At 68.8% G+C, this 26596-nt stretch carries 23 protein-coding genes and 7 tRNA genes; 15 read left to right on the top strand and 15 right to left on the bottom strand.

Going from position 1 to position 26596, the window contains the following annotated elements:
* Window positions 1–9: 9 nt before the first annotated feature.
* Genes dnaQ through V3391_RS02775 form a run of 3 tightly spaced genes read right to left on the bottom strand, consistent with a single transcriptional unit; the run spans window position 10 to window position 1872 of the window.
* Window positions 10–735, bottom strand: a complete 726-nt coding sequence (gene dnaQ / locus V3391_RS02785; RefSeq protein WP_332076885.1) for a DNA polymerase III subunit epsilon — start codon at window positions 733–735, stop codon at window positions 10–12.
* Between the two features lie 13 nt (window positions 736–748).
* Window positions 749–1195 carry a ribonuclease HI gene (rnhA, locus tag V3391_RS02780; protein WP_332076884.1) on the bottom strand — a complete coding sequence of 149 codons (447 nt, stop codon included), beginning with the start codon at window positions 1193–1195 and terminating at the stop codon, window positions 749–751.
* Between the two features lie 23 nt (window positions 1196–1218).
* The gene (locus tag V3391_RS02775; RefSeq protein ID WP_332076883.1) at window positions 1219–1872 is read right to left on the bottom strand and encodes a class I SAM-dependent methyltransferase; all 654 of its coding nucleotides are present in this window, start codon (window positions 1870–1872) and stop codon (window positions 1219–1221) included.
* 43 nt (window positions 1873–1915) lie between these two features.
* On the opposite strand from V3391_RS02775, the gene gloB reads away from it, so the two are divergent.
* Together gloB and V3391_RS02765 are read left to right on the top strand one after the other, a co-directional pair.
* Window positions 1916–2680, top strand: a complete 765-nt coding sequence (gene gloB / locus V3391_RS02770) for a hydroxyacylglutathione hydrolase (protein ID WP_332076882.1) — start codon at window positions 1916–1918, stop codon at window positions 2678–2680.
* An 11-nt stretch (window positions 2681–2691) separates the two neighbouring features.
* Entirely contained in the window at window positions 2692–3849 is a 1158-nt protein-coding gene (locus V3391_RS02765) for a lytic transglycosylase domain-containing protein (RefSeq protein WP_332076881.1), read from the top strand.
* Between the two features lie 93 nt (window positions 3850–3942).
* On the opposite strand, the gene V3391_RS02760 is transcribed toward V3391_RS02765, so the two are convergent.
* A complete protein-coding gene (locus V3391_RS02760) occupies window positions 3943–5928 on the bottom strand; it encodes a peptidyl-prolyl cis-trans isomerase (RefSeq protein ID WP_332076880.1) in 1986 nt (661 codons plus the stop codon).
* A 261-nt stretch (window positions 5929–6189) separates the two neighbouring features.
* Between V3391_RS02760 and V3391_RS02755 the strand changes: the two genes are divergently transcribed.
* The 4 genes from V3391_RS02755 (at window position 6190) to V3391_RS02740 (ending at window position 7240) form a co-directional block, all read left to right on the top strand.
* On the top strand, window positions 6190–6471 hold the full coding sequence (locus tag V3391_RS02755) for an HU family DNA-binding protein (protein ID WP_159679230.1): 282 nt from the start codon (window positions 6190–6192) through the stop codon (window positions 6469–6471).
* Between the two features lie 20 nt (window positions 6472–6491).
* Window positions 6492–6566, top strand: a tRNA-Val gene (locus tag V3391_RS02750).
* Between the two features lie 15 nt (window positions 6567–6581).
* Window positions 6582–6658: transfer RNA gene (locus V3391_RS02745), tRNA-Asp, on the top strand.
* A 505-nt stretch (window positions 6659–7163) separates the two neighbouring features.
* A tRNA-Asp gene (locus tag V3391_RS02740) sits at window positions 7164–7240 on the top strand.
* 74 nt (window positions 7241–7314) lie between these two features.
* Here V3391_RS02740 and V3391_RS02735 read toward each other — a convergent pair.
* Both V3391_RS02735 and V3391_RS02730 read right to left on the bottom strand, forming a co-directional pair.
* Window positions 7315–8886, bottom strand: a complete 1572-nt coding sequence (locus tag V3391_RS02735; RefSeq protein WP_332076879.1) for a serine hydrolase domain-containing protein — start codon at window positions 8884–8886, stop codon at window positions 7315–7317.
* 5 nt (window positions 8887–8891) lie between these two features.
* Window positions 8892–11687, bottom strand: coding sequence for a TonB-dependent receptor plug domain-containing protein (locus V3391_RS02730; protein WP_332076878.1), 2796 nt, complete (start codon window positions 11685–11687; stop codon window positions 8892–8894).
* A 255-nt stretch (window positions 11688–11942) separates the two neighbouring features.
* Here V3391_RS02730 and V3391_RS02725 point away from each other — a divergent pair, with 255 nt between their 5' ends.
* The 7 genes from V3391_RS02725 (at window position 11943) to arsC (ending at window position 18291) form a co-directional block, all read left to right on the top strand.
* On the top strand, window positions 11943–13346 hold the full coding sequence (locus V3391_RS02725) for a C40 family peptidase (protein WP_332076877.1): 1404 nt from the start codon (window positions 11943–11945) through the stop codon (window positions 13344–13346).
* A 23-nt stretch (window positions 13347–13369) separates the two neighbouring features.
* Window positions 13370–14467 carry a dipeptide epimerase gene (locus V3391_RS02720; RefSeq protein ID WP_332076876.1) on the top strand — a complete coding sequence of 366 codons (1098 nt, stop codon included), beginning with the start codon at window positions 13370–13372 and terminating at the stop codon, window positions 14465–14467.
* Between the two features lie 7 nt (window positions 14468–14474).
* Complete coding sequence (locus V3391_RS02715) at window positions 14475–15314, top strand: MurR/RpiR family transcriptional regulator (RefSeq protein WP_332076875.1); 840 nt, start codon at window positions 14475–14477, stop codon at window positions 15312–15314.
* Between the two features lie 17 nt (window positions 15315–15331).
* A complete protein-coding gene (locus V3391_RS02710) occupies window positions 15332–16117 on the top strand; it encodes a L,D-transpeptidase family protein (protein ID WP_332076874.1) in 786 nt (261 codons plus the stop codon).
* Complete coding sequence (locus tag V3391_RS02705; RefSeq protein ID WP_332076873.1) at window positions 16114–16581, top strand: GNAT family N-acetyltransferase; 468 nt, start codon at window positions 16114–16116, stop codon at window positions 16579–16581. The genes V3391_RS02710 and V3391_RS02705 overlap by 4 nt, the downstream gene beginning before the upstream one ends.
* A 70-nt stretch (window positions 16582–16651) precedes the next feature.
* Entirely contained in the window at window positions 16652–17938 is a 1287-nt protein-coding gene (locus V3391_RS02700; RefSeq protein WP_332076872.1) for a dicarboxylate/amino acid:cation symporter, read from the top strand.
* Window positions 17935–18291, top strand: a complete 357-nt coding sequence (gene arsC, locus V3391_RS02695; protein WP_332076871.1) for an arsenate reductase (glutaredoxin) — start codon at window positions 17935–17937, stop codon at window positions 18289–18291. The genes V3391_RS02700 and arsC overlap by 4 nt, the downstream gene beginning before the upstream one ends.
* A 168-nt stretch (window positions 18292–18459) precedes the next feature.
* On the opposite strand, the gene V3391_RS02690 is transcribed toward arsC, so the two are convergent.
* Entirely contained in the window at window positions 18460–20091 is a 1632-nt protein-coding gene (locus V3391_RS02690; protein WP_332076870.1) for an FMN-binding glutamate synthase family protein, read from the bottom strand.
* A 238-nt stretch (window positions 20092–20329) separates the two neighbouring features.
* Here V3391_RS02690 and V3391_RS02685 point away from each other — a divergent pair, with 238 nt between their 5' ends.
* Window positions 20330–20578 carry a hypothetical protein gene (locus tag V3391_RS02685; RefSeq protein ID WP_332076869.1) on the top strand — a complete coding sequence of 83 codons (249 nt, stop codon included), beginning with the start codon at window positions 20330–20332 and terminating at the stop codon, window positions 20576–20578.
* Window positions 20575–20886 carry a hypothetical protein gene (locus V3391_RS02680; protein ID WP_332076868.1) on the top strand — a complete coding sequence of 104 codons (312 nt, stop codon included), beginning with the start codon at window positions 20575–20577 and terminating at the stop codon, window positions 20884–20886. The genes V3391_RS02685 and V3391_RS02680 overlap by 4 nt, the downstream gene beginning before the upstream one ends.
* Window positions 20887–20896: 10 nt before the next feature.
* Here V3391_RS02680 and V3391_RS02675 read toward each other — a convergent pair whose 3' ends face one another.
* From V3391_RS02675 to V3391_RS02640, 8 genes are all read right to left on the bottom strand, one after another.
* Entirely contained in the window at window positions 20897–21871 is a 975-nt protein-coding gene (locus tag V3391_RS02675; RefSeq protein ID WP_332076867.1) for a GGDEF domain-containing protein, read from the bottom strand.
* A 180-nt stretch (window positions 21872–22051) separates the two neighbouring features.
* Window positions 22052–22138, bottom strand: a tRNA-Leu gene (locus V3391_RS02670).
* Window positions 22139–22241: 103 nt separating this feature from the next.
* A tRNA-Gly gene (locus V3391_RS02665) sits at window positions 22242–22317 on the bottom strand.
* Window positions 22318–22363: 46 nt separating this feature from the next.
* Window positions 22364–22437, bottom strand: a tRNA-Cys gene (locus V3391_RS02660).
* Window positions 22438–22513: 76 nt separating this feature from the next.
* Window positions 22514–22589: transfer RNA gene (locus V3391_RS02655), tRNA-Gly, on the bottom strand.
* A 36-nt stretch (window positions 22590–22625) separates the two neighbouring features.
* Window positions 22626–23225, bottom strand: coding sequence for a CDP-diacylglycerol--glycerol-3-phosphate 3-phosphatidyltransferase (gene pgsA, locus V3391_RS02650; protein WP_159679254.1), 600 nt, complete (start codon window positions 23223–23225; stop codon window positions 22626–22628).
* Window positions 23226–23243: 18 nt separating this feature from the next.
* Complete coding sequence (uvrC, locus tag V3391_RS02645) at window positions 23244–25133, bottom strand: excinuclease ABC subunit UvrC (protein WP_332076866.1); 1890 nt, start codon at window positions 25131–25133, stop codon at window positions 23244–23246.
* A 32-nt stretch (window positions 25134–25165) separates the two neighbouring features.
* Window positions 25166–26593 (bottom strand): thioredoxin-like domain-containing protein, encoded by a 1428-nt coding sequence (locus tag V3391_RS02640; protein WP_332076865.1) that lies wholly within the window; start codon window positions 26591–26593, stop codon window positions 25166–25168.
* Window positions 26594–26596: the final 3 nt, after the last annotated feature.

Here is a 26596-nt window from a genome sequence, read left to right as displayed (position 1 = left end):
GCGCGGATTTCAGGCCGTCTCCAGTTCCACCGGCGCGTCCACGGGCGCCCACAGACACACGCCCGCTTTCTTCCGGATCGATTCGATCCGCGCTGCATGTGCGGCGAGCTCGTCGGCGTGCACCCTCAGCACCGGCCGCGCGCCGGCAGGCTGCGAGAGCACGATGTGGCTCGTGTTGCGCTCCGGCTCGACCGCAGCGCCGAAGCCGATCTCGTGCTGGCCCGCGGTCAGTGCGAGATAGACCTCGGCCAGCAACTGGGCATCGAGCAGCGCGCCGTGCAGCTGGCGATGCGCGTTGTCGACGCCGAGCCGGCGGCACAGCGCGTCGAGCGAGTTGCGCTGCCCGGGATAGCGCTGACGCGCGAGCAGCAGCGAATCCTCCACCGTCACCCGCTGGCGCAGCGTTCCGTAGTGCGGGCCCAGCAGCGACAGTTCGTTGTCGAGGAAGCCGACGTCGAAGGCCGCGTTGTGGATGATCAGTTCGGCGCCTTCGATGAACTCCAGAAACGCGTCAGCAATGTCGGCGAACGGCGGCTTGTCGGCGAGGAACTCCAGACTCAGGCCGGTGACCTCGGCCGCGCCCTGTTCGAAATCGCGGTCGGGCTTGATGTACTGGTGATAGGTGCGGCCGGTCGGGCGGCGCTCGAGCAGTTCCACGCAGCCGATTTCGACGACGCGGTTGCCCTTCTTCCATTCCAGGCCGGTGGTTTCGGTATCGAGCACGATCTGGCGCATGGGTGTCCCTCCGTCAGGCTGCGGCGGTGCGCTGTTCGCGCGCGGCGGCACTGGCGAGCGCATCGACGCGCTCGTTCTCGGGATGGCCGGAATGGCCCTTCACCCAGCGCCAGTCGATCTGGTGGCGCTCGCAGGCGACCTGCAGCCGCTGCCACAGATCCTGGTTCTTGACCGCGCCGCCGCCGGCGGTCTTCCAGCCGCGCTTGATCCAGTTGCGCATCCACTCGGTGATGCCCTGGCGCACGTACTGGGAATCGGTGTGCAGCACGATCTCGCAGGGCTCGCTGAGCGCTTCGAGCGCGGCGATCGCGCCCATGAGTTCCATGCGGTTGTTGGTGGTCTGCGGCTCGCCGCCCGACAGCTCGCGCTCGGTGGTCTTGTAGCGCAGCAAGGCGCCCCAGCCGCCGGGGCCGGGATTGCCGAGGCAGGCGCCATCGGTATAGATCTCGATCGACTTCATCGGTGTTCCGGAAAAAATGAGAATCAGGCCGCCGGAGCGGCCAACGGCATCGGCATCGCGCGGCGGGTGCGCATCGGCGTCAGCGGCAGATGCCGCTTCTGACCGCGCAGCGCGTAGGCCGCGCGCAGGCCCGGGCCGTTCTGGGATTCGGTCACGGCCTCGGTGCGCCAGCTCGGCCCCACGCCGTTCGACACCGCATCCGGTGCCAAGCCGGCATCCCGCATGCGGCGACGCCAGGTCAGCGGTTCGGCACTGGCGATGCCCGTGCCGCGCCACCGCCAGCGGTACGGGGTGAGCGGATTGAGGACCAGCAGCCACAGATGGCCGCCGGGCGCGAGCACGCGCGCGGCCTCGGCGAGCAGCGCGAGCGTGTCGCCCCGGCCACCGACCACATGCTGCAGGACCACCGCGCCGAAGGCTTCGCTCGGCAGCGGCAGGGGCACGCCGCAGCGCACCGGCCCCTCCAGACCGTCGCCTTGGCGCACCAGGCACAGGCCGCGGCCGTCGACGTGGCGTTCGGGTACGGCCGGGGTGCACCACAGCCACGGGAGACCCGGATGCGAGCCCAGCGCATCGGCGACGAGCGCGTGCTCGCTGTCGAGGATCGCGCGGCCGGCCGGCGTCTCGAACCAGTTGCGGGCGCTGCCGGGTTGACCGGCCGGGGAGATCGCGGGCATGGTCGGCATTGTAATGGCTTCCAGCCGCCGCCGAGCCGACCCGATGCGACTGCAGCCCTTGCCCGCCTTCGAGGACAACTACATCTGGACGCTGTCGGACGCGTCCGGCCGCGCCGTCGTGGTCGATCCGGGCGAAGCCGGGCCGGTACTCGCCGCTGCCGAAGAGGGCCTGACGCCCATCGCGCTGCTACTGACCCATCACCACGCCGACCACATCGGCGGCGTCGACGCACTGCTGGCGCGCTGGCCGGACCTCCCGGTGTACGCGCCCGACGATCCGCGGATTCCGCAGGCGACGGTCCGCGTGGGCGACGGCGATACGGTCGAGATCGCACAGTGGCGCTTCGATGTGCTCGCGGTGCCGGGCCATACCCGCAGCCACATCGCCTTCCATGGACACGGCCATCTGTTCAGCGGGGACACCCTGTTCAGCCTCGGCTGTGGGCGCATGTTCGAAGGTACCGCGGTCCAGATGCTGACCTCGCTCGATCGGCTGGCCGCGCTGCCTGCCGATACACTGGTCTGCTGTGGTCACGAATACAGCCGGTCCAACGCCGCGTTCGCGCGCGTGGTCGACCCGGACAACGCAGCGCTGCGGCGCCGTGAACAGGAGATTCTCGACATGCGCAGCGTTCCGCGCCCCACCCTGCCCGTCGCGCTCGCCAGCGAGCTCGCCTGCAATCCCTTCCTCCGCGTCGACGCCGACGCCGTCCGCGCCGCCGCCTCGCATGCGGCCGGCACCGCGCTGACCGACCGGGTCGATGTCTTCGCCGCACTGCGGCGCTGGAAAGACGGCTTCCGCGCATGAGGCCGGGGCGCATGACCCGGCTGGCCGCAGCGCTGCTCGTATTCGCGGCGCCTGCAGCCACCAGCTTCGCGACCGACGCACCGTCCCACACCGCCACCGCGGCCCTGGTCCCGGCCACGCTCACCGCATCCGCTACCACGACCCCGGCGGTCACCCGCAATGGCCAGGAGGTCTACCGTCGTTTTCTCGACGGTCTGTCCGAGCCCGAGTGCACCGCGGATGCGACCGAGCGCTGGCGCTCGCACTTCGGTCATGTGCCACGCCAGCTGGCCTCGCGCGGCAACGACGTGCTGCCGCTGTTCGCCTACGTGGTCGAAGAGGTGCGCGCCCAGCATCTGCCGACCGAATTCGCCCTGATTCCGTTCGTCGAGAGCGGCTACCGGCCCGGCGCCCGCAGTGCATCCGGTCCCGCGGGCCTGTGGCAGTTCATCGCGGTGACCGCGCGCAACCACGAGATTCCGATCCGGCCCGGCTACGACGGCCGCCTGTCGCCCGCCGATTCCACCCGCGCCGCGGTACGCTACCTGAAGACCCTGCATGGCATGTTCGCCGGCGACTGGCGTCTGGCGGTGATGGCCTACAACGCCGGCGAGTACCGCGTGTTCGGTGCGCTCAAACGCGCCGGCCAGGAGGCGCGTGACGCGACACCCGACACGCTGCCGATGCCGCAGACCACCCAGGCCTATGTGCGCAAGCTGCACGCGCTGTCGTGCCTGATCAAGGAAGCCGGCGAGCGCGAGACCTGGATGGCCTCGATGGACCGCGAAGTGCCGGCGCTGACCGCGATCGCGGTGCCGGACGGCATTCGCGATCTCGATACGCTGGCAAGCCGCCACGAGACCGACGCCGCGCGCCTCAAGCGCCTGAATCCCGCGCATGTCGATGGCCGCCTCGCGCGGATCGGCCAGCCGGTCACGCTGCTGGTGCCGCAGGCCGCCGCCGCGCCGCCGGTGTTCATGGCCGAAGCGCCGCCAGAAGTCGACATCCCGCCTGCGACGCACGACGCCACCACGGCCGCGCGACGCATGCACACCGTCGTGCGCGGCGACTCGCCGTGGTCGATCGCCAAGCGCTACGGCCTGCGCACGCAGGAACTGCTGACCCGCAACGCGCTCGATGCACGCAGCGTGTTGCGGCCGGGCATGGAACTGCTGATCGACGAGCGCTGATCGGGCGCAGCGCAAGCGCGTACCGCGCATCGCACCTGCATAAAAAAAGCCCGGCGCGAGCCGGGCTGTTTTCGTGGTCAGTGCGAAGCGTCCTTACAGGCGCGCTTCGTTGACCGTGATCTTCATCTCGCGGCGCAGGCTGCGCTGCATGATCTCCGCGTCCTCGCTGCCCAGCAGGCTGCCGAGCTGCTGACGCAGCATCGTCTGCTCCTGCTCGCTCGCATCCTCGGGCTTGCCCGGTTCGACCCTGGTCACGACGAACACCACCGCGCTGCCGTCGGCCAGCATCACCTTGCCCGGCGTCGGCGTATCGCCGCTCGGCGGCGCCGCGCGGAAATAGGCCTGGCTCGCATTCGCGTCCGGCACCGGCGCGCCACGCGGAATACCCGGCACGTCCTGCGCCTGCAGCTGACGTTCGCCGGCCAGCGCCTGCAGGGTCTTGCCGCCCTTGATCTCGGCGACCATCGCATCGGCAGCCTGCTCGGCCTGCGTGCGCGCACGGTCGGCGCGCACCTCGGCGATCACGCGCTCGCGCACCTGCTCCAACGGCTGCGCGCGCTCGGGCGTGTGGCTGGTGACGCGGATGAAGACCGTCTGGTTCGGGCCGATCTCGATCGGATCGCTGACCGTGCCGTCCTGGGTCAGCGCTTCGGAGAACGCAGCCTGCACCACCGCGTTGTTGGCCGCGATGCCGCTGCCGGCACCCCGCGCGAACGGCGCAATGGTCTGGATCTGCACGCCACCGGCCGCCGCGGCGGGTTCCAGCGACATCGGGTTCTTGTTGATCTCGTCGACGACGCGACCGACCTGCTCGTTGTAGACGCGCGAGCTGTCGCCTTCGCTGACTTCCTTTTCCATCTGCTCGCGCACGTCTTCGAACGCGACCGGCTTGCCGGCATCCACTTCGCGCAGTTGCAGCACGTGCCAGCCGAAATCGGTGCGCACGGGCGCACTGACCGCATTGGGCTGCATCGCGAACAACGCGTCCTCGAACGCGCCGGCCATCATGCCCTTCTCGACCCAGCCCAGATCGCCGCCGCCGTCCTTGGAACCCGGATCGTCGGAGTTCTCGCGTGCGAGCGCAGCGAAATCGGCGCCCGGTGCCTGCGCCTTGGCGGCGATGTCGGCGGCCTTCTTCTGCGCGGCCTGCTGCGTGGCCTCGTCGGCGCCGGCGGGCACTTCGACCAGAATGTGCGAGGCCAGACGACGCTCGGCTGTCGCGAAGCGCGACTTCACCTGCTCGAAATGGGCGCGCGCCTCGGCCTCGTCGACCGTCGCGTTCTCTGCACCGGCGTCGGCTGCGGCCTTCAACTCGATGTATTCCAGCGCGACCTTCTCCGGCTCGCGGTAGCGCGCGGCATGCGATTCGTACCAGGCCTGCTGGTCGGCCTGCGACACTTCGGCCGCATCGACGGCCGGCGGCGGCACGACGACGAAGCTGACGTCGCGACGCTCGCCGAGCAGACGCATCAGACGCGTGGACTCGCCCGCCGTGACGAACGCGGTCTCGGCGATCGACTGCGGCACCAGGGCGCGCTGCAGGTCGACGCGGATGGCTTCCTGGAACTCGCGCGGCGTGCGCGGCGGCTGCGTGGACTGCAGCGCCATCTGGTACCGCTGCGGATCGAAGCGACCTTCGACCTGGAACGCCGGGATCGACTGGATGATCTGCTGCACCTGCGCATCACCGACGACGATGTTGGCGCGATCGGCGGCGAGGCCGAGCACCGCACGGTCGATCAGCTGCTCGAGCACCTCGCGCTTGCTCTCCATCGTCTCGAACGCACGCGCATCGAACGCCTCGCCTTCCTGCTGACGACGCTGCTCGCGCATGCTGTCGAAGGTCTGGCGGAACTCTTCGGCGCTGACCTCGGCCGAGGTCCACGCGAACTTGCGCACCAGCCACCAGTCCGGCGCGGACTGCCACCACTTCGGCGGCGCCTCGACCTTGGCGGCATAGTCGGCATTGTTCTGGAACAGATACTGCTCCATGCCGAAGAACGCGAAGGGGACCGCGAGCACCGCCACGATGGCGATGGCGATCCAACCACTGGTCTTATCTCGAAGCGCTTGCAGCATGGGTCCGGACACGGGATGGCGAGCCGCCCAGTGTACCCGCAAGCCCGCGACCGCGCAGGCGCAACGGCCTTCCATACCGCGTCGCGAGCGCGCTCGCACCTGTTCAGTCGCGATCCGGAATCCGGTCGTAATCGCCAGGGGGATCGCGTACCATGCGCGCCTGACCGGAATCCCCGTCCGGACCAGCAGCGCACAGCGCGGCCGGCCGGATGCTCCAGACGTACGACACGTCGCTATCTCAAGAAGAAGAGGAATTCACTGATGGCAAACCTCACCAAGTCCGACATCATCGCTTCGGTCGCCGAGAAGTCCGGCCTGTCGCGCGCCGACGCTGGCCGTGCCGTCGACGGCCTGCTCGACACGATCACCGAGGCGCTGAAGAACGGCGACGCGGCCAACTTCGTCGGTTTCGGTTCGTTCGTCGCCCGTCCGCGCGCTGCGCGCACCGGCCTGAACCCGCAGACCAAGGAGCCGATCCAGATCGCCGCTTCGACCGTGCCTGCGTTCAAGGCTGGCAAGGCGCTCAAGGATGCAGTAAAGTAAGCGGCTCGATTGTTCCGCATGGGTGCTTAGCTCAGCGGTAGAGCGTCTCCTTTACACGGAGAGGGTCGGGGGTTCGAAACCCTCAGCACCCACCAAGAGTTTCAAAGCGCGGAGCGGTAGTTCAGTTGGTTAGAATGCTGGCCTGTCACGCCGGAGGTCGCGGGTTCGAGTCCCGTCCGCTCCGCCAATCTACAAGCAAAGAACCCTGCAGAGATGCGGGGTTTTTTGTGGGCTGCGTTTTTTCGAGACCTGCGGTGCGGACCGGGCACTGCGCGATCAATGCCGGTGTTCCGGGCGCACGCATTGACACGACAGGCCCGCTCGCCGGATCGGTGTTCGTTTGCGCCCTTCTGGAAACATCGTTGGCGCCGGTTCTTGCATTGATGATGTCACGCGAACACCTGGTCACCGGCGGGCGCGTCGACATCGAGCGGTGCACGATCAGCCGCCACGACGATCGGGGCATTCCGCCTGGAGCGTGCATTCGCGCGTGTGCGAATCGCGTGTGATCGACACACGCCCGCCTGTCGCTTCGCATGCGTCAGAGCGCATCACCTGCGACGACAACCAATGTGCGAGAACGCAGTCACCGAGCGGCGTGGCGACCCGGATCGATGCCACCTCGAACATCGCAAAAAAAGTGCGTGCAGCCTCTTCCCAAGCCCGGAGTTTCATGTAGAATCTCGCGCCTTGGAGCGGTAGTTCAGTTGGTTAGAATGCTGGCCTGTCACGCCGGAGGTCGCGGGTTCGAGTCCCGTCCGCTCCGCCATTTGCAAGCGAAAACCCCTGCAGAAATGCAGGGGTTTTTCGTTTGTGCCGAACTCGATCCCGGTCAGTCAGCCGCTACCGGCAATCGCCCTCGCGCACGAACGCGAGATCCTCGAAGTCGTAGCTGAAATCGGCGTCCGGATCGACCTTGGCCATGTGCAGCGCGCTCGCCCTGCCCTGCGCTGGCGATGCGATCAGCCACGCGTCGACATCGACGTCGTCATCCCGCCAGCGCACCTGCAGCCGGCCATCGACCGCGACGACGTCGCCGTGCAGCTTTGGCGAACGCGCGGAGACAAAGGTCAGTCCATCTCCTTGCGAACACACGTCGACGCTGCCGAACCACGGATCGCGCCAGCGCCCGACGACGTTCGCGGTCTCCGCTCCGGTCGGCGCGCGCGCCGGGCCTCGCGTACCGGACCCGGACGCGCCACTGTCGGCACGCTCGGCGGCGAGCAGACCGGCGTAGTACGCGACATCGTGCGTCCCGCCTGCAGCGGTGAACTGCTTGACCAGCGCCTGCATCAACACCGTGCGCGCTTCGTCCGCATCGCCATTGATCAGCACGACGATGCCGACGCCGCGCTCGGGCAGTAGCGTCAACGCGGAGTACATGCCCTTGAGCGTGCCGGTGTGCGAGACCTTCGACGTGCCGTCGACATCGGTCAGCCGCCAACCGTATCCGTAGGCGGAAAAATGGCTGCGATCCCAGGACCGCATGCGCGCGCTGAGCGGCATCGGCATGTGCGCCGTCCACACGGCATCGCGCTGCGCCTGCGACAGCCACGGGCGGTCGTCCTGCGCAGTGCCGGTGTCGAGCCAGGCCTGCGCCCAGCGCAGCATGTCGTCGAGACTGCAGCGCAGTCCGCCGGCTGCCATCATCGGCTCGTCGGGAACCGTCGCGCCGTCGGCGCGCACCACGACATTGCGGTCGCCCGTGCGTGCGTGCGGCTGGGCGATATTGCCGACCGCGTCGCGCGACCAGCTGCCGGCCTGGCAGCGCGTCATGCCGAGCGGTTCGAACACTTCGCGCCGCACCAGCACATCGAACGGCACGCCGGCGACGGCGGCTGCGATTTCGCCGGCCACGATGTAGAGCGTGTTGTCGTAGGCGTAGCGCGACCGGAAGCTCCAGCGCGGCTGCAGATGGCGCAAACCGTAGATGACCTCCGCGCGCGTGAAGCGGTTCGGTGACGGCCACAGCATCAGATCGCCGGCGCCCGGGCCGAGTCCGCTGTTGTGGATCAGCAGATCGCGGACCTGGATCTCGCGCGTGACCCAGTCGTCGGCCATGCGGAAATCCGGCAGGTGCCGCACCACCGGATCGTCCCAGCGCAGCAGGCCGGCATCGACCTGGCGGGCCAGCACCGCTGCGGTCATCGCCTTGCTGTTGGATGCGATCTTGAACAGCGTGGCCGCATCGACCGGCTCGCCCTGCCCGGCGCGCAGTTCGCCGCGCGTGTGCCGCAACACCACCTCGCCCTCGACGACGACACCCACCGCGATCCCGGGCAACGCATAGCGCGCGAACGCCTCGTCGACCAGTGATGCGAGCCGTCCAGCATCGACCTGCGCCTCGCGCGCGCCGGCCTGCCCCGCGACAGCGAGGCAGGCGATCAGCAACCAGCGCGCGGCGCGCGTCGGCACGGCCGTCAGAAATCGAAGGTGATGTTGGCGAACACCTGGCGCCCGATCGCGCTGTAGCTGCTGGCGAAATACGGCCACGCGGTGTGGGAATCATCGCGCGGCGGCATCTCGTCGAGCAGGTTGAGCACGCTGATGCCCAGCGTCACGTCGTCGGTGATGCGTCGCGACACGTCGGCGTTCCAGATCACGTAGCCCGACGTGCGGCCCGGCAGCACGTTGCCGTTGTAGTTCGGCCGGCTGCCATAGCGGTAGCCGTAGAGGCTCGTGTTCCAGGCATCGTTCGACCAGCTGGCGCGCCAGTTCGCGCGGCTGCGCTGGCTGTTGTATTCGACGGTGCTGCGCACGTCGCGCGGCGCTTCGTCGCCGAACTGCGCGACCTCGAATTCGAGCACGTGGGTGTAGCCGGCCTGCAGGTTCAGATCGCCCCAGCGGCCGAGTTCGAGCCCGTAGCGCAGCGACGCGTCGAGGCCTTCGGTACGCATCAGCGAGGCGTTGATCGGATAGGTCGCGAAACGGGTGATGCGGCCCTCGGGATTGAGGTCCGACACCACGCGCTGCACGGCGCCGGCATAGAACTGGCAGGCCTGCGAACTCGTATCGACCACGCCGCCGTTGCGATCCCGACCGAGGCGGCAGTTCGCTTCCTGTTCGAGGTAGTAACTGTTCGACAGCGCCTGCACCCGGCCTTCGAGCTCGATGCGATACCAGTCGACGCTCGCCGACAGGGTCGGCAGCACGTCCCACACCACGCCCAGCGTCGTCGACTTGCCCTTCTCTTCTTCGAGCAGCGGGTTCGACGACTGCGTCATGTAGGTCTGGTAATTGAATGCCGCCGTGCAGGCGGGCGTCTCGGCGGCGATGCCGTTGAGCCGGCACAGATACTCGTCGTCGACGATCGGATTGGACCCCGTGGTGCCGGCATAGATCCACAGCAGATCCGGCGCGCGGAAACTGGTCGCGTGCGCGCCGCGCAGCAGCAGGTTGCGGAACGGCCGCCATTCCAGGCCCGCCTGCCAGGTGATCGCATCGTCGACCGACGTGACGTCGTCGTACTTGTCGTAGCGGCCGGCGAGCGTGGCATCCAGGCTGGAGAAGACCGGCACGCGGAACTCCAGACCGGCGGCGTAGCGGTTGCGCGGGCCACCGCCGGGCGTACTGGTCAGGTTGTAGACGCGGTCCGGGCCGGTGTAGTCGACGGTCGTGCGCGGGTCGGGCGTCAGCGAATATTCCTGCCTGGCCGCTTCGACGACGGCCGCCATCTGCAAGGGGCCGGCCGGCAGATCGAACAGCGGACCGCTGAAGACGAACTGCGCCTGGTCGGATTTCGACACGCCATCGCTGACCACCGTGGTGGTGAGACGGTCGTACAACGCAGCCGAGCCGGGTGCGAACAGGCGATCGGTGTAGAACTCGCGGATTTCGTTGCCGTCCGGCGCGATGCCGAGCACCGGACCCATGTAGTAGTCGCGCACGGCGCGGGTGAGGAAGCGCGGGCGCGTGGTGGTGATCTCGAAGCGCGACGAGGTCAGGCTCGCGTCCCAGTCGAAGCGGCCGTCGGCCAGCGTGCCGCGCAGGCCGGCGTTGATCGACCACGCACGTTCGTCGTACTCGATGTACTTGGTGCCGCCCACTTCGTCGGGCAGGAAGATGCGCTGCGCGGTCACCAGGCCGCGCACGGGGTCGCGCACGGTGAACGGGCCTTCGCCGATGTAGTAGTGCGTCTGGCTGGAACTCTTGTCGTTGGAATCGCTGCCCAGCAGCTGTGCATAACCGGTCAGCGTGTCGCTGAAGTCGAAGCTGCCCGACACGTAGGCCGACGTCTTGCCGTAGGCGTTCTGGATCGAGCGCGCGTCGTAGTACCCGAGCGCGCCGCAGCGGTTGGGCACGGCGACGGTCGTGGCCGAATGGAAGGGCACGAAATCCGGATTGGTCGCATCGCACGCTTCGAGCAGCGCCTGGTAGGACGGCGACAGCGCACCGGCATCGTTGCGCCACAGGTAGTTCTGGCCGGCGCGGAAATAGACGCCGCTGATCGATGCGGTCGGCCGTTCGGGGTTGGTGCGGTACTGCGGATGCGCCAGATAGGTCAGATCGCGCTGCGAGGCGACGATCTCCTCGCGATCCAGACGCTCGATCGCGTACGTCAGGCTCCAGCGATCGCCGGTGCGCCCGCCCGTCCACTGGAACAGGCCGGTATCGCCACCGCCCTGCGTCGTCGTACCGCCGCGCAGGCGGATGGTGTCGCCGCTGAAATTTTCCTTGGTGATAATGTTGACGACGCCGGCGACCGCGTCCGATCCGTAGATCGCCGAGGCGCCGCCGCTCATCACCTCGATGCGCTCGATCGCCGCCGCCGGAATGCTGCCCAGACTCACCGCGGTGCCGTTCGAACCGTAGGGCTGCGGGTAGTCGGCCAGACGCTGGCCGTTGAGCAGGATCAGCTGGTAGCCCGGCCCCAGCCCGCGCAGATTCATGAACTGCCCGTTGGGCGAATTGCCTGTCTGGTCGGATTCGTTGAGCGTGTTGCCGGTGAACTGGGTCAGCGTGCCCAGCGATTCCCAGACCGTGCTGAAGCCCTGCTTCTGGATGTCTTCGGCGGTGATCACCGTGACCGGCGCTGGACCCTCGATCTCGGTGCGCGCGATGCGCGAGCCGGTCACCTGCACCTGGTCGAGCGTGCTGACGCGTTCGTCCGCGGTGGAGGTCTGGGCATGGACGATTGCGGGCATGGCCAGCGCCAGCAGCAGCGCAGCGCTCAGGCGACGGAGGACGGGCGGTGGCGACGCGGGCTGGCAGGACATGCGGAACGGACTCCCCGGTTGGCGTGGCGACACGGCGCGCGCAACCGGCGGGTCACACCGGTGCGGCCGAGATCGGTAGCAACCCGGCCGCCCCGAAGGGCCCCCTTACCGGACGGGCATGACCACGTGATTAACACCCGCCATGAATCGATGTCAATTAATTATTCCGCCTTGTTCTGACGCTGAAAACAAATATTCTCGAAGCCTCGATCGCAGACCGGCGCGCGTGCATGCGCGCCGACCGCAGGAGCCGCAATGCGCTTCAACCGACTGTCCCCGTTCGCCACGCGCGCCCTCCTCGCCACGCTGCTGACGCTCGCCGCACTGCTGCCGGCACCCGGCGCGACGCATGCGGCGTCGCCGGCGATTCCGGGCCTGACCGCATCGATGCTGTCGCCGGACCACTGGATCGCGCGACTCGACGCACCGGATGCCGTGGTCCTCGACGCCGCCGCGATCGACGCGCAGAACATGGCAATGCGGCGCGATGATGCGTCGATCCAGGATCCACTCGCCCTGCCCAACCGCCTCGCGCGGCGCACGGTCGCCGATTGGATCGAAGCGCTGTCGACGCGTCCCACGGCGCCACGCTTCACCGTCGACGGCCAGGTCGATGCCGCGACGCTCGATGGCTGGATGGATGCGTTGGCGCTGGACGCCCTGCCCGCGCAGGTGACGCCGCGTTTCGGCCTCGTCGTGCGCCGCGCCAACCTGCGCGCATTTCCGACCGCGACCCGCGTCTTCAGCCGCCCGGGCGACACCGACATCGACCGCTTCCAGGAAGATGCCCTGTTCCCCGGTGCGCCGGTCGCGGTGTTGCATGCCAGCCGCGACGGCGACTGGCTGTTCGTGGTCAGCGAGCGCTATCGCGCCTGGGTCGAGACCACGCACATCGCGATCGGCACGCGTGATGCGGTCGCCGGATACGCGGCGCGTGCGGCCGACGGTATCGTCGTCACCGGCGCCACCGCGCGGACGGTGTTCACGCCCGAGGCACCGGCGGTCTCGGACGTGCAGCTGGAGATGGGCGTGCGTGTGCCGCGCGCCGATCGGGACGCGACGCGTGTGCTGCACGGCCAGGTGCCAGCATTCGGCCACATCGTCGAGCTGCCGGTGCGCGGTGACGACGGCGCGCTTTCTTTCATGCCGGCGCTGTTGCCGGCATCCGCCGATGTCGCCGACGACGTGCTGCCCTACACGCGCGCAGCGCTGATCCGCCAGGCGTTCAAGTTCCTCGGCGAGCGCTACGGCTGGGGGCACTCGTACAACGCGCGCGATTGCAGCGGTTTCGTATCGGAGATCTACCGCAGCGTCGGCATCCTGCTGCCGCGCAACACCAGCGCGCAGGCGACGAGTCCCGCACTGAATCGCATCGAGGTCACGGCCGACATGCCGCATGCGCAGCGGCTGCAACTGCTGCGCGACGCCGACGTGGGCGACATGGTGTTCATTCCGGGCCACGTGATGATGGTCATCGGCCACGTCGACGGCGAGCCCTGGGTGATCCACGACACCGCCGGCATGAGCGTGCGCGACGCCGACGGTGCGATCGCGCGTCTGCCGCTCAATGGCGTGGTGGTCACGCCGGTCACGCCGATGCTGTCGGGCGCCGACGGCACCACCATCGACCGCATCACCAGCATCCAGCGCGTGCGCTGACGCGCGCGCCTCACCGGACTCCCATGAAGATCACCGACATCCAGCTGGGCATGGTGCGCGTGCCGCTGAAGACGCCGTTCAAGACCGCGCTGCGCACCGTGGAGAGCGTCGACGACATCATCGTGTCGATCCACACCGACACCGGCCACATCGGCTACGGCGAGGCCGCGGCGACCGCGGTGATCACCGGCGATACTCACGGCGCGATCGTCGCGGCGATCTCGACCGTCATCGCGCCACGACTGGTCGGCCGCGAGATCGCAGATTTCAACGCGCTGACGCGTCTCGTGCAGACCGCGCTCGAGCGCAACACCAGCGCCAAGGCCGCGGTCGAGATCGCGCTCTACGATCTGTTCGCACAACTGCATGGTGCGCCGCTGTACCGCATCCTCGGCGGCGGCGATCCGGTGATCAGCACCGACATCACGATCAGCGTCGACTACATCGACAAGATGGTCGCCGATGCGCTGTCGGCGGTGGATCGCGGCTTCGGCGCGCTGAAGATCAAGGTCGGCAAGGATCTCGGCGTGGATCTCGAACGCATCCGCGCGATCCATGCCGCGGTCGACGGCCGCGCGCTGCTGCGCCTCGATGCGAACCAGGGCTGGACGCCGAAGCAGGCCGTCCATGCGATGCGCCAGCTCGAAGACGCCGGCATCGAACCGGAACTGCTGGAGCAACCGGTCAAGGCCCACGATCTCGCCGGCCTGAAGTACGTCACCGATCGCGTGCACGTGCCGGTGATGGCGGACGAAAGCGTGTTCGGTCCAGTGGAACTGATCGAACTGATCCGCATGCGCGCGGCCGACATCGTCAACATCAAGCTGATGAAGACCGGTGGGCTGTCGAACGCGATCAAGCTCGCCGACATCGCCGGCCTGCACGGCGTCGACTGCATGATCGGCTGCATGATCGAGACCAGCATCAGCGTCGCCGCGGCGGCGCATCTGGCCGTCGCCAAGTCCGACGTCATCACCAAGGTCGATCTCGACGGCCCCTCGCTGTGCGCCTGGAATCCGGTCGACGGTGGCGTCGCGTTCGACGATGCCGAGATCTCGATCGGCGATGCGCCGGGGCTCGGCATCGTGTCGATCCGCGACGTGCAGCCCATCGCCTGCTGACGTGCAGATGGCCTCGCCGCTGCTGAAGATCCGCGCCGAACGCGACCGGCTGTCGGCGATCGAGCGCCGCATCGGTGACTTCGTGCTGGAGAACGCGCATCTGCTGCGCGACTACTCCTCGCAGCAGCTCGCCGGTGCGCTCGGCATCAGCCAGTCGAGCGTGGTGAAGTTCAGCCAGAAACTCGGCTTCCGCGGCTACCCGGATCTGAAATTCTCGGTCGGCGAATCGGTCGCGCGCGAACGCGAGCCGATCGCCGTCGCGCCCGCAGCAACGGTCGACGTGCCCGCAGTCGCGGACGCGTTGTGGCAGGGCAAGAGCCAGGCCGAAGCCGCGACGCGTTCGATCAATCCCGAATCCGGCCTGCAATCGATCGCGGCTGCACTGCATGCGGCCGGACGCGTGGTCGTGGTCGGCTCGGGCGAGGACAACCTCGCCGCGCGCGCGTTCGCGCTGCGGCTGTCGCTGCTCGGCGTCGCCGCGGCCTACCACCCCGACCCTGCACTCGCCGCCGCACAGGTCGCCGGCCTGGGCGAAGGCGACCTGCTGGCGCTGTTCTCCGAACAAGGCCAGCAGCCGGCGCTGCTGCAACTCGCGAAGCTCGCGCGCGAACGCGGCGCGCGCGTGCTGTCGGCGACGCGGCACTCCAGCAATCCGCTGCGCACCATTGCGGACCATGCGCTGCTGGTCTCGGCGCACGATGCCCGGCCGCATGTCGCGATGCTGCTCTATCACAGCGCGCTGCAGCAGCTGCTCGATGTCGTCATCGTGCAGCTGTGCGCGATGCCCGGCCGGCAGGCGCGACTCGCCGACCATCAGGCGCGCATGCGCCGCCTGCTCGATCCATGACTCCAGAGGACGTTCCCATGCCCCGATTCCCTCGACGCGCCGCGGGCGCCGCGCTGCTGCTGGCCACTCTGCTGCTCGCCGCCTGCGGCACCACACGGACGCCGGCTGCAGCGCCGCTGACCGGTGCGCAGCAGCTCGTCGTCGTGACCGCCGCCGACTGGGACGCCGCGCAGGCGCGGATGCAGCGCTTCGAACGCGACGGCGACGGCGACGGCGCTTGGCGTGCGGTGGGCGATGCGGTGCCGGTGATGCTGGGCCGCAGCGGCAGTGGCTGGGGCATCGGCCTGCATCCGGCGCAAACGGGCGAACCACAGAAACGCGAAGGCGACGGCCGCGCACCGGCCGGCGTGTTCGCGATCGGCGAGGCCTTCGGCTACGCACCCACCGGCGTCGGCGCCCTGCCCTACGTGCCGATGCAGGCCTCGCACTACTGCATCGACGTGCCGATCTCGCCGCTCTACAACCGCATCGTCGACGAGCGCGACGTCGGCGCGGCCGCGGTGGCGGGTTCCAGCGAGCGCATGCGTCTCGACCTGCACAACGACGGCGACGTGCGCTACCGCCAAGGCTTCGTCATCGAACACAACGCGCAAGGCGAAGCCGGCCGTGGCAGCTGCATCTTCGCCCACCTGCTGCGCCGCCCCGACGAGACCACGGCCGGCTGCACCGCGATGAGCGATGCGGCGATGGACGCTCTGCTCGGCTGGCTGGACCCGGCGCGCACGCCGCGCTTCGTGCTGCTGCCCGACGCCGAATACACGCGTCTGCAGGCCGCCTGGCAGCTGCCGGCGCTGCCGCGATGAGCCCCGCGACGCCGCTGGTTTCGCGCATCGCCACGCTCGACGATCTGCCCGCAATGCTGGCGATGATGCGTGCGTTCTACAGCGAGGACCGCCTGCACTTCGACGACGTCGCCACGCCGCGCGCGGTGTCGGCGCTGCTGTCGGATCCCGGCTGCGGTGCGCTGCTGCTGCTCGGCGCCGATGGCGCGGACGGTTACATGGCGCTGACCCGCGGTTTCAGTCTCGAACAGGGCGGCCACCATGCCCTGCTGGACGAGCTCTACATCGCGCCGGCCGCACGCGGCCGTGGACTCGGCGCGCAGGCGCTCGCACTGGCCAGCACGCAGGCGCGCACCTGGGGCGTCGCCGTGCTGCGGCTGGAAGTGCATCACCACAACCCGCGCGCGAAGGCCCTGTACCTGCGGGCGGGTTTCGTCGACGGCATCCGCGACACGCTCGCGCTCGATCTGGCCACGCGGCCGTGATGCATCGACGGCCGCGCCGGCGCCACGCCGCATGGCATGCTGCTGCGGTCCGTCGAACCGGCCGCGCGCCATGACCGAAGCTGTTCCCGCACGTCGCTCCCTTCCCGCCTCGGTCCGCGTGCTGCTGGCGTTGCTGGCCGGCGCGGTCGTGGGTCTTTCGCTCGCGGCCTGGAACGCCGATACCGCGCTGCGGGTCGCCGAGTTCGCGCAACCGATCGGCAAGCTCTGGCTCAACGCGCTGCAGATGACCGTGGTGCCCCTGGTGGCGGCGCTCGTCGTGGTCGGCATCAACGGCGCGGCCGATGCGGCGGCGTCGGGCCGCAACGCGCGCATGGCGATGGCGACGTTCGCGGTACTGCTCGCGGTCTGCGGCACCTTCGCCGCGATCGCCGCGCCGGCGTTGCTGTCGCTGGTGCCGCGCGACGACGCCCTGGTCAGCGCGTTCCGCGCCGCGATCCAGGCGCCCGAAGTCATGCCGCAGGCGCCGAGCTTCGGCCTGTGGATCACCAGCGTGATCCCCAGCAACGCGATCGCCGCGGCGGCCGCCAGTGCGATGCTGCCGCTGGTCGTGTTCTCGATGTTCTTCGGCTTCGCGCTGACCCGGCTCGAACCCGAGCGACGTGAGCGGATGCTGGATATGGTGCGCACGATCGGCGACGCGATGATCGTCGTCGTGCGCTGGGTGCTGTGGGCGGCGCCGGTGGGCGTGTTCGCGCTGGTGCTCGCGGTCTGCGCGCACGTCGGCCTCGGTGTGCTGACCGCGCTGGGTTACTACATCGCGCTGCAGTGCGTGCTGTACGTCGCGATCACGCTGCTGATGTACGTCGTCGCGGTGACCGTGGCCGGCGAAAGTCTGCCGCGTTTCGCGGCGGCACTGCTGCCGGTGCAGGCGATCGCCGCGAGCACGCAGTCCTCGCTCGCATCGCTGCCGGTGATGATCGACAGCGCACGCAACCGTCTGGGTTATCCGCTGGCGGTGACCTCGCTGGTGCTGCCGATGGCGGTGTCGCTGTTCCGCATCGCCAGCCCCACGCAGTACCTGAGCGTCGTGGTGTTCATCGCCTGGATGTACGGCGCGGACCTGGGACCCGCGCAGCTCGCGATCGCGGTCGGCCTGAGCATCGTCATCAGCATGGGGTCGGTCGGCCTGCCGGGCCAGGTGAGCTTCATGACCAACAACCTGCCGGTGACGCAGGCGATGGGCCTGCCGATCGAGCCATTGGGCGTGCTGCTCGCCGTGGACACGCTGCCCGATGCATTCGCCACCGTCGCCAACACCACCGCCGACGTCACCGCGACCGCCGTCGTCGCCCGTCACAGCGGTACGTCAGCCACTGCGGATCTTCCACCGACATGACCGACCCCTGGACCCTGCTGCACAACCCGCGCTGCACGAAATCGCGCGCCGCGCTCGAGCTGCTGCAATCGCGCGGCATCGAGGCGGACGTCGTGCGTTATCTCGACACGCCGCTCGACGCAGACGCACTCCGCACGCTGCTGCGGCGCCTCGACATCGCGCCCCGCGGCCTGCTGCGCACCGGCGAGGACGCGTATCGCGAACTCGGACTCGCCGATGCAGCGCTGGATGACGATGCGATCGTCGAGGCGATGGTTCGGCATCCCGAATTGATCGAACGGCCGGTCCTGGTGCACGGAGAGCGCGCGGTCATCGGCAGGCCGACGGAGCGGTTGCTGGCACTGCTGGACTGAGAGCGCCTGTCTCTTACAGCTTCAGCTGCCGTCGCCCCAGCGGCGCTCGACGGACGCACGTCCGGTCACGCTGGGCCCATCTGGAACTGGAATCGACGGCGACGCTGGGTCCCAGCGTGCGCTGGGACGACGCACGCAGGCGATGGATCGCCGGCGTGCGCATCGGACTCAGTGGGTCCGCTTGGCGACATGCATCGCCGATGCGCGCGCTGGCGGCGCGAAGCTGTCGGCGCGCGCGCTCGGCCAGAAGGTCTTGAACACCGCGTGCTCGGGCACGCCGGTCAGCAGCTCGCCCGGCTCCAGGAAGCGATACAGCGCCGCCAGTGAACGCACTTCGGTCGGCGAGACGCGGCGCAGGATGTGCTCGGGGCCGATCTGCATCGGATGTTCCAGTCCGGCCGCACCGATCATGTCGCGCAGCGCCTTGAGCGTGTTCTGGTGGAAGTGGAAGACGCGGTTGGCCTTGTCCGGCACGTCGAGCAGGCGCCAGCGCGCGGGATCCTGCGTGGCCACGCCCGTCGGGCACTGGTCGGTATGGCAGGTGCGCGACTGGATGCAGCCCAGCGAGAACATGAAACCGCGGCCCGCGTTGCACCAGTCCGCGCCCATCGCCAGCGTGCGCGCGATGTCGAAGCCACTGGTGATCTTGCCGGCCGCGGCGACGCGGATGCGGTCGCGCAGGCCGATGCCGACCAGCGTGTTGTGCACCAGCATCAGCGCTTCCTGCAGCGGCAGGCCGACATGGTTGATGAACTCCGACGGCGCCGCGCCGGTGCCACCCTCGGCCCCGTCGACGACGATGAAGTCCGGCAGGATGCCGCTGTCGAGCATCGCGCGCGCGATGCCGAACCATTCCCAGGGATGCCCGATCGCGAGCTTGAAGCCCGCCGGCTTGCCGCCCGACAGCGTGCGCATGCGATCGACGAATTCCAGAAGCCCGAGCGGCGTGGAGAACGTGGTGTGCGCGGCCGGCGACTCGCAATCCTGGCCGACCGGAATGCCCCGCGTCTCCGCGATTTCCGGCGTGACCTTGGCGCCGGGCAGCATGCCGCCGTGGCCGGGCTTGGCGCCCTGCGAGAGTTTCAGTTCGACCATGCGCACCTGCGGCTCGGCCGCGTGGCGCGCGAACAGGTCTTCGTCGAAGCGGCCCTTGGCATCGCGGCAGCCGAAGTAGCCCGAGCCGATTTCCCAGACCAGATCGCCGCCGTGCTCGCGGTGATACTCCGAGATCGCGCCTTCACCGGTGTCGTGGAAGAAATTGCCGCGCTTCGCACCGAGATTCAGTGCGCGGATCGCGTTCGCAGACAGGGAGCCGAAACTCATCGCCGAGATGTTGAAGATGCTCGCGGTATACGGCTGCGCGCGTTCGTCGCCGACCGGCACGCGGAAGTCGTGCGACTCGGCATGCGCGGGCACCAGCGAATGGTTGATCCATTCGTACTGCGTGCCGTACATCGGCAGCTCGCTGCCGAACGGCACCACGTCACTGACGTTTTTCGCCCGCTGGTAGACCAGGGCGCGCTGCTGGCGCGAGAACGGCACTTCGTCCTGGTCGTCCTCGATGAAGTACTGGCGGATCTCGGGACGGAAGGCTTCGAGCCCGTAGCGGAAATGCGCGGTCAGCGGATAGCTGCGACGCAGCGTCGCGCGCTTCTGCATCAGGTCGACGGTGCCCAGCACCGTCAGCGCCAGCAACGGCACCGCAGCGATCGCCCAGCCCACCGACGCATGCAGCGACGCCAGGGCGATCGAGACCAGCGCCATGACGACGCAGAGTGCGAATGTGAGATAGCGGCCCATTGGACTCCCTTGCAGAACCGCCGGAACGTGGCGTCCGGCGCGTCATCCTCCCCGGACGACGGTGAAAGCCAGCTGCAGGCCGGTCGGGCCCGTGCGGCGCGTTGTACGCATGGTAGGGAGCGCCTCCGCACAGGGCCAGTCGAAACTGAATGTTCCGTTGCGCGCGCCGCCGCTTCACGGCGGTTTGGCGGGCCGCTGCCTACTGTCGATCCAAACCCCACGTGTTTGTCGAACGTCCATGTCGCTGCCTCCCTACAACCCGGTGGTCCTTGCGGAGATGACGCGTGCCGTCCATGCGGACCGGCCCGACGCGGACTGGCATGAACTGGAACCCGTGCTGCGTGCGCAGTGGGAATTGATCCCACGCGCGATCGACTGGGATACGGCACGCGCCGCGGCCGCTTCGCACTTCCGCACCATGCGCGGCCTGCCCGATGCGGCGCCAGTCGTCGGACCGTCACCGGCCGAAACGGGGAGCGCCTCATGATCTCGCCCCGCACGATCTGGCGCGTGCTCGTGCTGCCGACCTACATCCTGATCACCGGCGCCGTGTTCGCGCTCGCGTTGCGCAACACCGCCGGATCGATCCTCTCCCCGCTTGCGGGGCTTGCGCCCTGGGTCGTGGTGCTTGCCGCAGCGCTGGCACTGCTGTCGATCTTGGGCGCCGTGCTGCGCTGGCGGCGCAGGCTGTCCGCGGTGCGCCGCGTGCGTGCCGCGCGCGTGCGCCCTCCTGCACCCGACTGGGAAGACCGCGACGCGACGGCCGGCGTCGCGCATCACGCCAGCCAGAGCTGACGGTCCGTCCTCAGAGCGGTTCCGCGATGTGGATCGTGTTGCCGCCTGCGCGCTTGGCTTGGTACAGCGATGCATCCGCACGTGCGAACCAGTCCTGCCAGTCGCGCTCCGCCGACAGCATCGCGCCGCCCACCGCCACCGTGATCCGTCCTCCGGGACCGACCAGGCGCGTCGCCACCGCATCGCGCACGCGTTCGGCCGCACGCGTCAGCGCCTGCTCCGACAGCACCGGCAGCAACATCACGAACTCCTCGCCGCCGAAGCGGTAGACCGAATCGCCCTGTCGCAATTCCTCGCGCAGCAGCACCGCGAGATCAATCAGCACCGCGTCGCCGGCCGCATGACCGAAGGTGTCGTTGACGGTCTTGAAGCGATCGATGTCGAGCACCAGCAGACCCGCGCGACCGCTCTGGCCCGTCGCGATCGCATGCCGCAGATCGGCCTCGAGCATGCCGCGGTTGGGAATGCGCGTCAGCGGATCGACGCTCGCGAGCAGTTCCAGCGACTCGCTGTGCGTCCGCAGGCGCCGCGCGAACACCAGCGAGAAGCCGTACACCAGCGACCACGTCACCAACGTGCTGATGTGATACGGGCCGACATCGCGCCACAGCAGCGTGGCGGAGGCGATCAGCAACAGCGCCGCCCCGCTCCACGTCGCCACGCGCAGCGGCGCGAGATAGAAACTGGTCATCAGTGCGACGTAGACCCAGCCGCTCGCCGCGGGCCCGAGGGTCAGGCAGGCGAGCGTCGCGAATCCGGCATTGAGCACGACCATCCACGCGCCGGCGCGCTCGGTGCGCCCCTCGCGCCATGCCAGGCGCACGATCGCGACCATCGTGACCACGACGGCCGCATCCAGCACCGCGACACCCCGGTCGCCGCGCGCGAGACGCCAGACCATGAAACTGCCGAGCACGACCGCGGTCACCGACCCGAGCAGGGTGATGATGGCCAGTTGGAAATTGTTCCGCAGTCTCGAAATCATCGTGGTGGCGCCCGTCCCGGGGCACGCCGGCGGCGTACCCGTTCCTCCCGCCGACCAGCGCTGCATCCGCTGTGATCGCACCCTGGACCGGCCGCGCGCATGCGCCCGTGAAGACACGCGTCGATCCGTGGGAGCTGCAAGGGAACTGCGAAGTCGGTCCGCAAACGCGGCGTCCGACGATGGTGCCCGGAGCCGGAATCGAACCGGCACGACCTTGCGGCCAACGGATTTTAAGTCCGGTGCGTCTACCAGTTTCGCCATCCGGGCAGGCGGTCGACAGCGTGCCCCAGCGCGCGGTCGATTGGAACCGCCGCGTCCATCGCGCGGCGCCAGATACGAAAAAGCCCCGCATCTGCAGGGCCTTTCGAACTGGAGCGGGAAAAGGGGCTCGAACCCTCGACCTCAACCTTGGCAAGGTTGCGCTCTACCAACTGAGCTATTCCCGCTTGGAACCGAATTGTAACCCGCCTGCGACCCGTGTGGTGCGCCGGCTGGAGGCCTGGGTCGGAATCGAACCGGCGTACACGGATTTGCAATCCGCTGCATAACCACTCTGCCACCAGGCCGGTGACGCCGTGCAGGACTTTGGGTCCTGTCGACAAAACGAAACCCCGCGTACAACCGGGGCTTCGTCTTCGAAACTGGAGCGGGAAAAGGGGCTCGAACCCTCGACCTCAACCTTGGCAAGGTTGCGCTCTACCAACTGAGCTATTCCCGCTTGGGAGGCGAAATTCTACCCATCGCCACCGGGGTGTCAATACTTGTTCTTTTCCGCAGCGCGCATGATCGGCCATGCGGCACGCAGATACAGCAGACCCGACCACAGCGTCAGGATCGCCGCGATCGCCAGCAGCCAGTCGCCGATGATGAAGATCTCGCGGCCCAACCACGGCAGTGGACGCGGCGGCTGGTCGGGCGTGACCGAGTACAGCAGGCACAGCAGCGCGACCATCTGCGCGATGGTCTTGATCTTGCCGATCGCTGCGACGCGCACCGTCGCACGCTGGCCGAGTTCGGCCATCCACTCGCGCAGCGCGGACACCGCGATCTCGCGGCCGACGATCACCGCCGCCCAGAACGCCATCCACGGCGTCGGGTGGCCCTGCACGATCAGGAACAGCGCGACGGCGACCATCAGCTTGTCGGCCACCGGATCGAGGAACGCGCCGAATGCGGAGTACTGGTGATACTTGCGCGCGATCCAGCCGTCGAGCCAGTCGGTGATCGACGCGAACGCGAACACCAGCGCGGTGGCGAAGTTGGTCCACTGGAACGGCAAATAGAACACCAGCACCAGCACCGGGATCAGCATGATCCGCATCAGCGTGATCCAGGTGGGAATCGTGAATTTCATCGGACGCCTGTGGGGGATTCAGTCGTGTCCGGCGCCGGGGCCGGGGTCGAGCCCGTGTAGGGTCGCATAGATGCGTTGCGCGAGCGCCGCGTTGACACCTTCGACCTGGGCGATCTGCTCGGCGCCGGCGGCCTTGAGCCCGCCCAGACCGCCGAAATGCTTCAGCAGGCTGGCGCGGCGGCGCGGACCGATGCCCGGAATGTCCTCGAGCCGGCTGGTCGTGCGCGCCTTCTGACGGCGTCCACGATGACCGGTGATCGCAAACCGGTGCGCTTCGTCGCGTACCTGTTGCACCAGTTGCAGCCCCGGCGATGCCGCGCCGGGCTTGAGCGCGCGCCCGTCCGGCAGCAGCAGGGTCTCGTCGCCGGGCTTGCGCGCCTCGCCCTTGGCCACGCCGACCAGACAGATGCCGGTGATGCCGAGGGTGTCGAGTACCGCGCGCGCCTGCGCGACCTGTCCGGTGCCGCCGTCGATCAGCAGCACGTCGGGCAGGATGCCGGCGCCTTCCGCGGCCGCAGGCACGTCGGTGCCCGCCTCCGCCGCAGCGACCTCGGCCGCGCGCGCGTCGGCCGCCTTGCGGAAGCGCCGGGTCAGCGCCTGGTGCATCGCCGCGTAGTCGTCGCCCGGCTCGATGCCGGCGATGTTGTAGCGCCGGTACTGGCCACGGACCGGGCCGGCGGCGTCGAACACGACGCACGAGGCCACCGTCGCTTCGCCCATGGTGTGGCTGATGTCGAAACATTCGATGCGCTGCGCGACCGCTGCGAGACCGAGCATCTCGCGCAGCGATTCGGCGCGCGCGTTCTGCGCCGCCTGGCTGCTCATCTCGGTCGCCAGCGAGATCTCGGCATTGCGGCGCGCGAGATCCACGTAGCGCGCACGATCGCCGCGCACGCTGGTCTTGATCTGCACGCGGCGCCCGGTGGATTCGCTGAAGGCTTCTTCGAGCAACGCGACGTCCTCGATCGCGCGGTCGAGGACGATCTCGCGCGGCGGTGTCTGCTCGGCGTAGTGCTGGGACACGAACGCGGCCAGCACTTCGGCCGGATCGTCGCTGCCGTTGGTACGCGGATGGAACGCGCGCGTGCCGAGGTTGCGGCCGTCGCGGAACGCCAGCAGCAGCACACAGGCCTGACTGCCCTGCATCGCACAGGCGAGCACGTCGAGTTCAGCGACCTTGCCGTCGACGTACTGGCGCGCCTGCATGCTGCGCATGTTGCCGAGCAGATCGCGCAGGCGCGCGGCGTCTTCGAAGTCGAGCTTCTCGGCCGCCGCCTCCATATCGCGCGTGACTTCCTGCGTGAGCTCGTCGCTGCGGCCATCGAGGAACAGCGACGCGCGGCGCACCGCATCGCCGTAATCCTGCGCCGAGATCATGCCGACGCAGGGCGCCGTGCAGCGGCCGATCTGATGCTGCAGGCACGGCCGCGATCGGTTGCGGAACACGCTGTCCTCGCAGTTGCGCAGCTTGAACAGCTTCTGCATCAGGTTCAGCGTCTCGCGCACCGCGGTCACGCCCGGATACGGACCGAAGTACCGGCCGGGCACGTTGCGCGGCCCGCGATGCACGGCGATGCGCGGCCAGTCGTCGCTGGTGACCAGCACGTAGGGATAACTCTTGTCGTCGCGCAGCGAGACGTTGTAGCGCGGCTTGAGCGACTTGATGAGCTGGTTTTCGAGCAGCAGCGCCTCGGCCTCGCTGCGCGTGACCGTGGTTTCCATGCGCGCGATCTGCGCGATCATCGCCATCGTCCGCGTGACCTTGGGCGAGGCGTTGAAATAGCTCGCCACGCGCTTGCGCAGGTCCGCGGCCTTGCCCACGTACAGCACGGTGTCGTCCGCCGCGTACATGCGGTAGACGCCCGGTGCGGTGCTGAGCCCAGCGACGAACGCCTTGCCGTCAAACATCACGCCACCGCTGCTTGCCTTGCGCGCCCCGGTCATTCGCCTATCGGAACGTGCCGCACGGCGCCGCTGACGGGATCGAGCCGCAGCACGGCGTGCGCATCGGTATCGGCGATCCACACCGCATCGCTGCCGATCGCCAGACCGCCGGGCGCGTGCAGGCGCTGCGGCAGATCGAAGGAGGTGAGTTCGCCGCCGCCCAGCCGCAGGCGGCGCAGGCTGTCGTTGCCGGCATCGGCGATCCACAGCACCGGCGCGTCGGGCTCGAGCGCGAGCGCCTGCGGATGCTGCATCCGCGCGTCGGTGCGCGGACCGTCGACGCGACCGAACTGCCAGGGATCCTGGCCGACCAGCGTCGACACCGCGCCCGTGCGCGTGTGCACGCTGCGGATCGCCGAGCCGCTGGCATCGCAGACGTAGAGCGTCTGCTGCACGCAGGCCAGCGAGACCGGCTCGCCGAACGAGGCCATCGCCCCGATGCCGTCCATCACCGCGAGCTTGCCGTTGCCGGCCAGCAGTTCGATCGTCGAGCGGCCGAGATCGAGCCGCCAGATGCGGTTGTCGCCGGCGCAGGCGATGTAGAGCTTGTCGCCGGCTAGCACGATGTCGCGCGGCTGGTCGAGCGCGACGGCGCGCGGATCGCTCAGCGCCCCCTCGGCGGTGATGCCGGGACGGCCCGCACCGCAGATCGTCGAGATGTCGCCGCTGCGCAGTTCGATGCGCCGCACTGCGTGATTGCCGGTGTCGGCGACGTAGAGCACGTCGCGTTCGACGTAGATACCGTGCGGCCGGGTGAACGCGGCCAGCTCCATCGGCCCGTCGATGAAGCCGGGACTTCCGCTGCCGAACTGCCGCAACACGCGTCCGCTGGTGTCGCATTCGAGCACGCGGTGGTGACCGCTGTCGGCGACGTAGAGGAAATTGCCCGCCAGCGCGAGACCGACCGGGAAGCGCAACGGCAACGGCGGCTCGCCGCTGCGCCGCATGCGGATCGGATCGCCATTGACGGCGTGCGGCGTGAGCTCGGCTGCGAGCGCGCTGACGCGCGCATCGAGTTCGCGGATGCCGCCCTCGCCGACGATGCGTTGGCGCACCCGGCCCTCGCCGTCGATCAGCACCACGGTCGGCCAGGCGTCGACGCCGTAGTGCTGCCACAGCGTCCAGTCCGGATCGTGGGCGACCGGGAACTCGATCTGCTGGCGATGCACGCGTTTGCTGCTGCGGCGCGATTCGCGCTCGGCATCGAACCGCGGCGCGTGCACCGCCACGACGTTGAGACGCTCGCGATGCCGTGCACGCAGATGGCCCAGATCCGCCAGACGCTGCTGCGACCAGGCTGAGGCGAGGTTCACGAACGCGAGCGCGCACACCTTTCCCCGCAGCTGCGCCATGCGCAGTGGGTCGGTCAGGTTCAGCCACTCCAGGCTGGCCGGGAACTCGGGTGCGGTCACGGCGTCGGTCATGCC

It is taken from the genome of Luteimonas flava, from assembly GCF_036584485.1.
Taxonomy (GTDB): Bacteria; Pseudomonadota; Gammaproteobacteria; order Xanthomonadales; family Xanthomonadaceae; genus Luteimonas; species Luteimonas flava.
This window is presented reverse-complemented; position numbering and strand designations above follow the sequence as displayed.

Excerpts from the sequence above, each read along its gene's own strand:
- V3391_RS02755 (WP_159679230.1), top strand. The coding sequence starts at position 6,190 with ATGGCAAACCTCACCAAGTCCGACATCATCGCTTCGGTCGCCGAGAAG.
- V3391_RS02680 (WP_332076868.1), top strand. The coding sequence starts at position 20,575 with ATGATCTCGCCCCGCACGATCTGGCGCGTGCTCGTGCTGCCGACCTAC.
- V3391_RS02700 (WP_332076872.1), top strand. The coding sequence starts at position 16,652 with ATGACCGAAGCTGTTCCCGCACGTCGCTCCCTTCCCGCCTCGGTCCGC.
- V3391_RS02730 (WP_332076878.1), bottom strand. The coding sequence starts at position 11,687 with ATGTCCTGCCAGCCCGCGTCGCCACCGCCCGTCCTCCGTCGCCTGAGC.
- V3391_RS02705 (WP_332076873.1), top strand. The coding sequence starts at position 16,114 with ATGAGCCCCGCGACGCCGCTGGTTTCGCGCATCGCCACGCTCGACGAT.
- arsC (WP_332076871.1), top strand. The coding sequence starts at position 17,935 with ATGACCGACCCCTGGACCCTGCTGCACAACCCGCGCTGCACGAAATCG.
- dnaQ (WP_332076885.1), bottom strand. The coding sequence starts at position 735 with ATGCGCCAGATCGTGCTCGATACCGAAACCACCGGCCTGGAATGGAAG.
- pgsA (WP_159679254.1), bottom strand. The coding sequence starts at position 23,225 with ATGAAATTCACGATTCCCACCTGGATCACGCTGATGCGGATCATGCTG.
- V3391_RS02675 (WP_332076867.1), bottom strand. The coding sequence starts at position 21,871 with ATGATTTCGAGACTGCGGAACAATTTCCAACTGGCCATCATCACCCTG.
- V3391_RS02725 (WP_332076877.1), top strand. The coding sequence starts at position 11,943 with ATGCGCTTCAACCGACTGTCCCCGTTCGCCACGCGCGCCCTCCTCGCC.
- V3391_RS02720 (WP_332076876.1), top strand. The coding sequence starts at position 13,370 with ATGAAGATCACCGACATCCAGCTGGGCATGGTGCGCGTGCCGCTGAAG.
- V3391_RS02690 (WP_332076870.1), bottom strand. The coding sequence starts at position 20,091 with ATGGGCCGCTATCTCACATTCGCACTCTGCGTCGTCATGGCGCTGGTC.
- V3391_RS02710 (WP_332076874.1), top strand. The coding sequence starts at position 15,332 with ATGCCCCGATTCCCTCGACGCGCCGCGGGCGCCGCGCTGCTGCTGGCC.
- rnhA (WP_332076884.1), bottom strand. The coding sequence starts at position 1,195 with ATGAAGTCGATCGAGATCTATACCGATGGCGCCTGCCTCGGCAATCCC.
- V3391_RS02765 (WP_332076881.1), top strand. The coding sequence starts at position 2,692 with ATGACCCGGCTGGCCGCAGCGCTGCTCGTATTCGCGGCGCCTGCAGCC.
- V3391_RS02685 (WP_332076869.1), top strand. The coding sequence starts at position 20,330 with ATGTCGCTGCCTCCCTACAACCCGGTGGTCCTTGCGGAGATGACGCGT.
- gloB (WP_332076882.1), top strand. The coding sequence starts at position 1,916 with ATGCGACTGCAGCCCTTGCCCGCCTTCGAGGACAACTACATCTGGACG.
- uvrC (WP_332076866.1), bottom strand. The coding sequence starts at position 25,133 with ATGTTTGACGGCAAGGCGTTCGTCGCTGGGCTCAGCACCGCACCGGGC.
- V3391_RS02775 (WP_332076883.1), bottom strand. The coding sequence starts at position 1,872 with ATGCCCGCGATCTCCCCGGCCGGTCAACCCGGCAGCGCCCGCAACTGG.
- V3391_RS02715 (WP_332076875.1), top strand. The coding sequence starts at position 14,475 with ATGGCCTCGCCGCTGCTGAAGATCCGCGCCGAACGCGACCGGCTGTCG.
- V3391_RS02760 (WP_332076880.1), bottom strand. The coding sequence starts at position 5,928 with ATGCTGCAAGCGCTTCGAGATAAGACCAGTGGTTGGATCGCCATCGCC.
- V3391_RS02640 (WP_332076865.1), bottom strand. The coding sequence starts at position 26,593 with ATGACCGACGCCGTGACCGCACCCGAGTTCCCGGCCAGCCTGGAGTGG.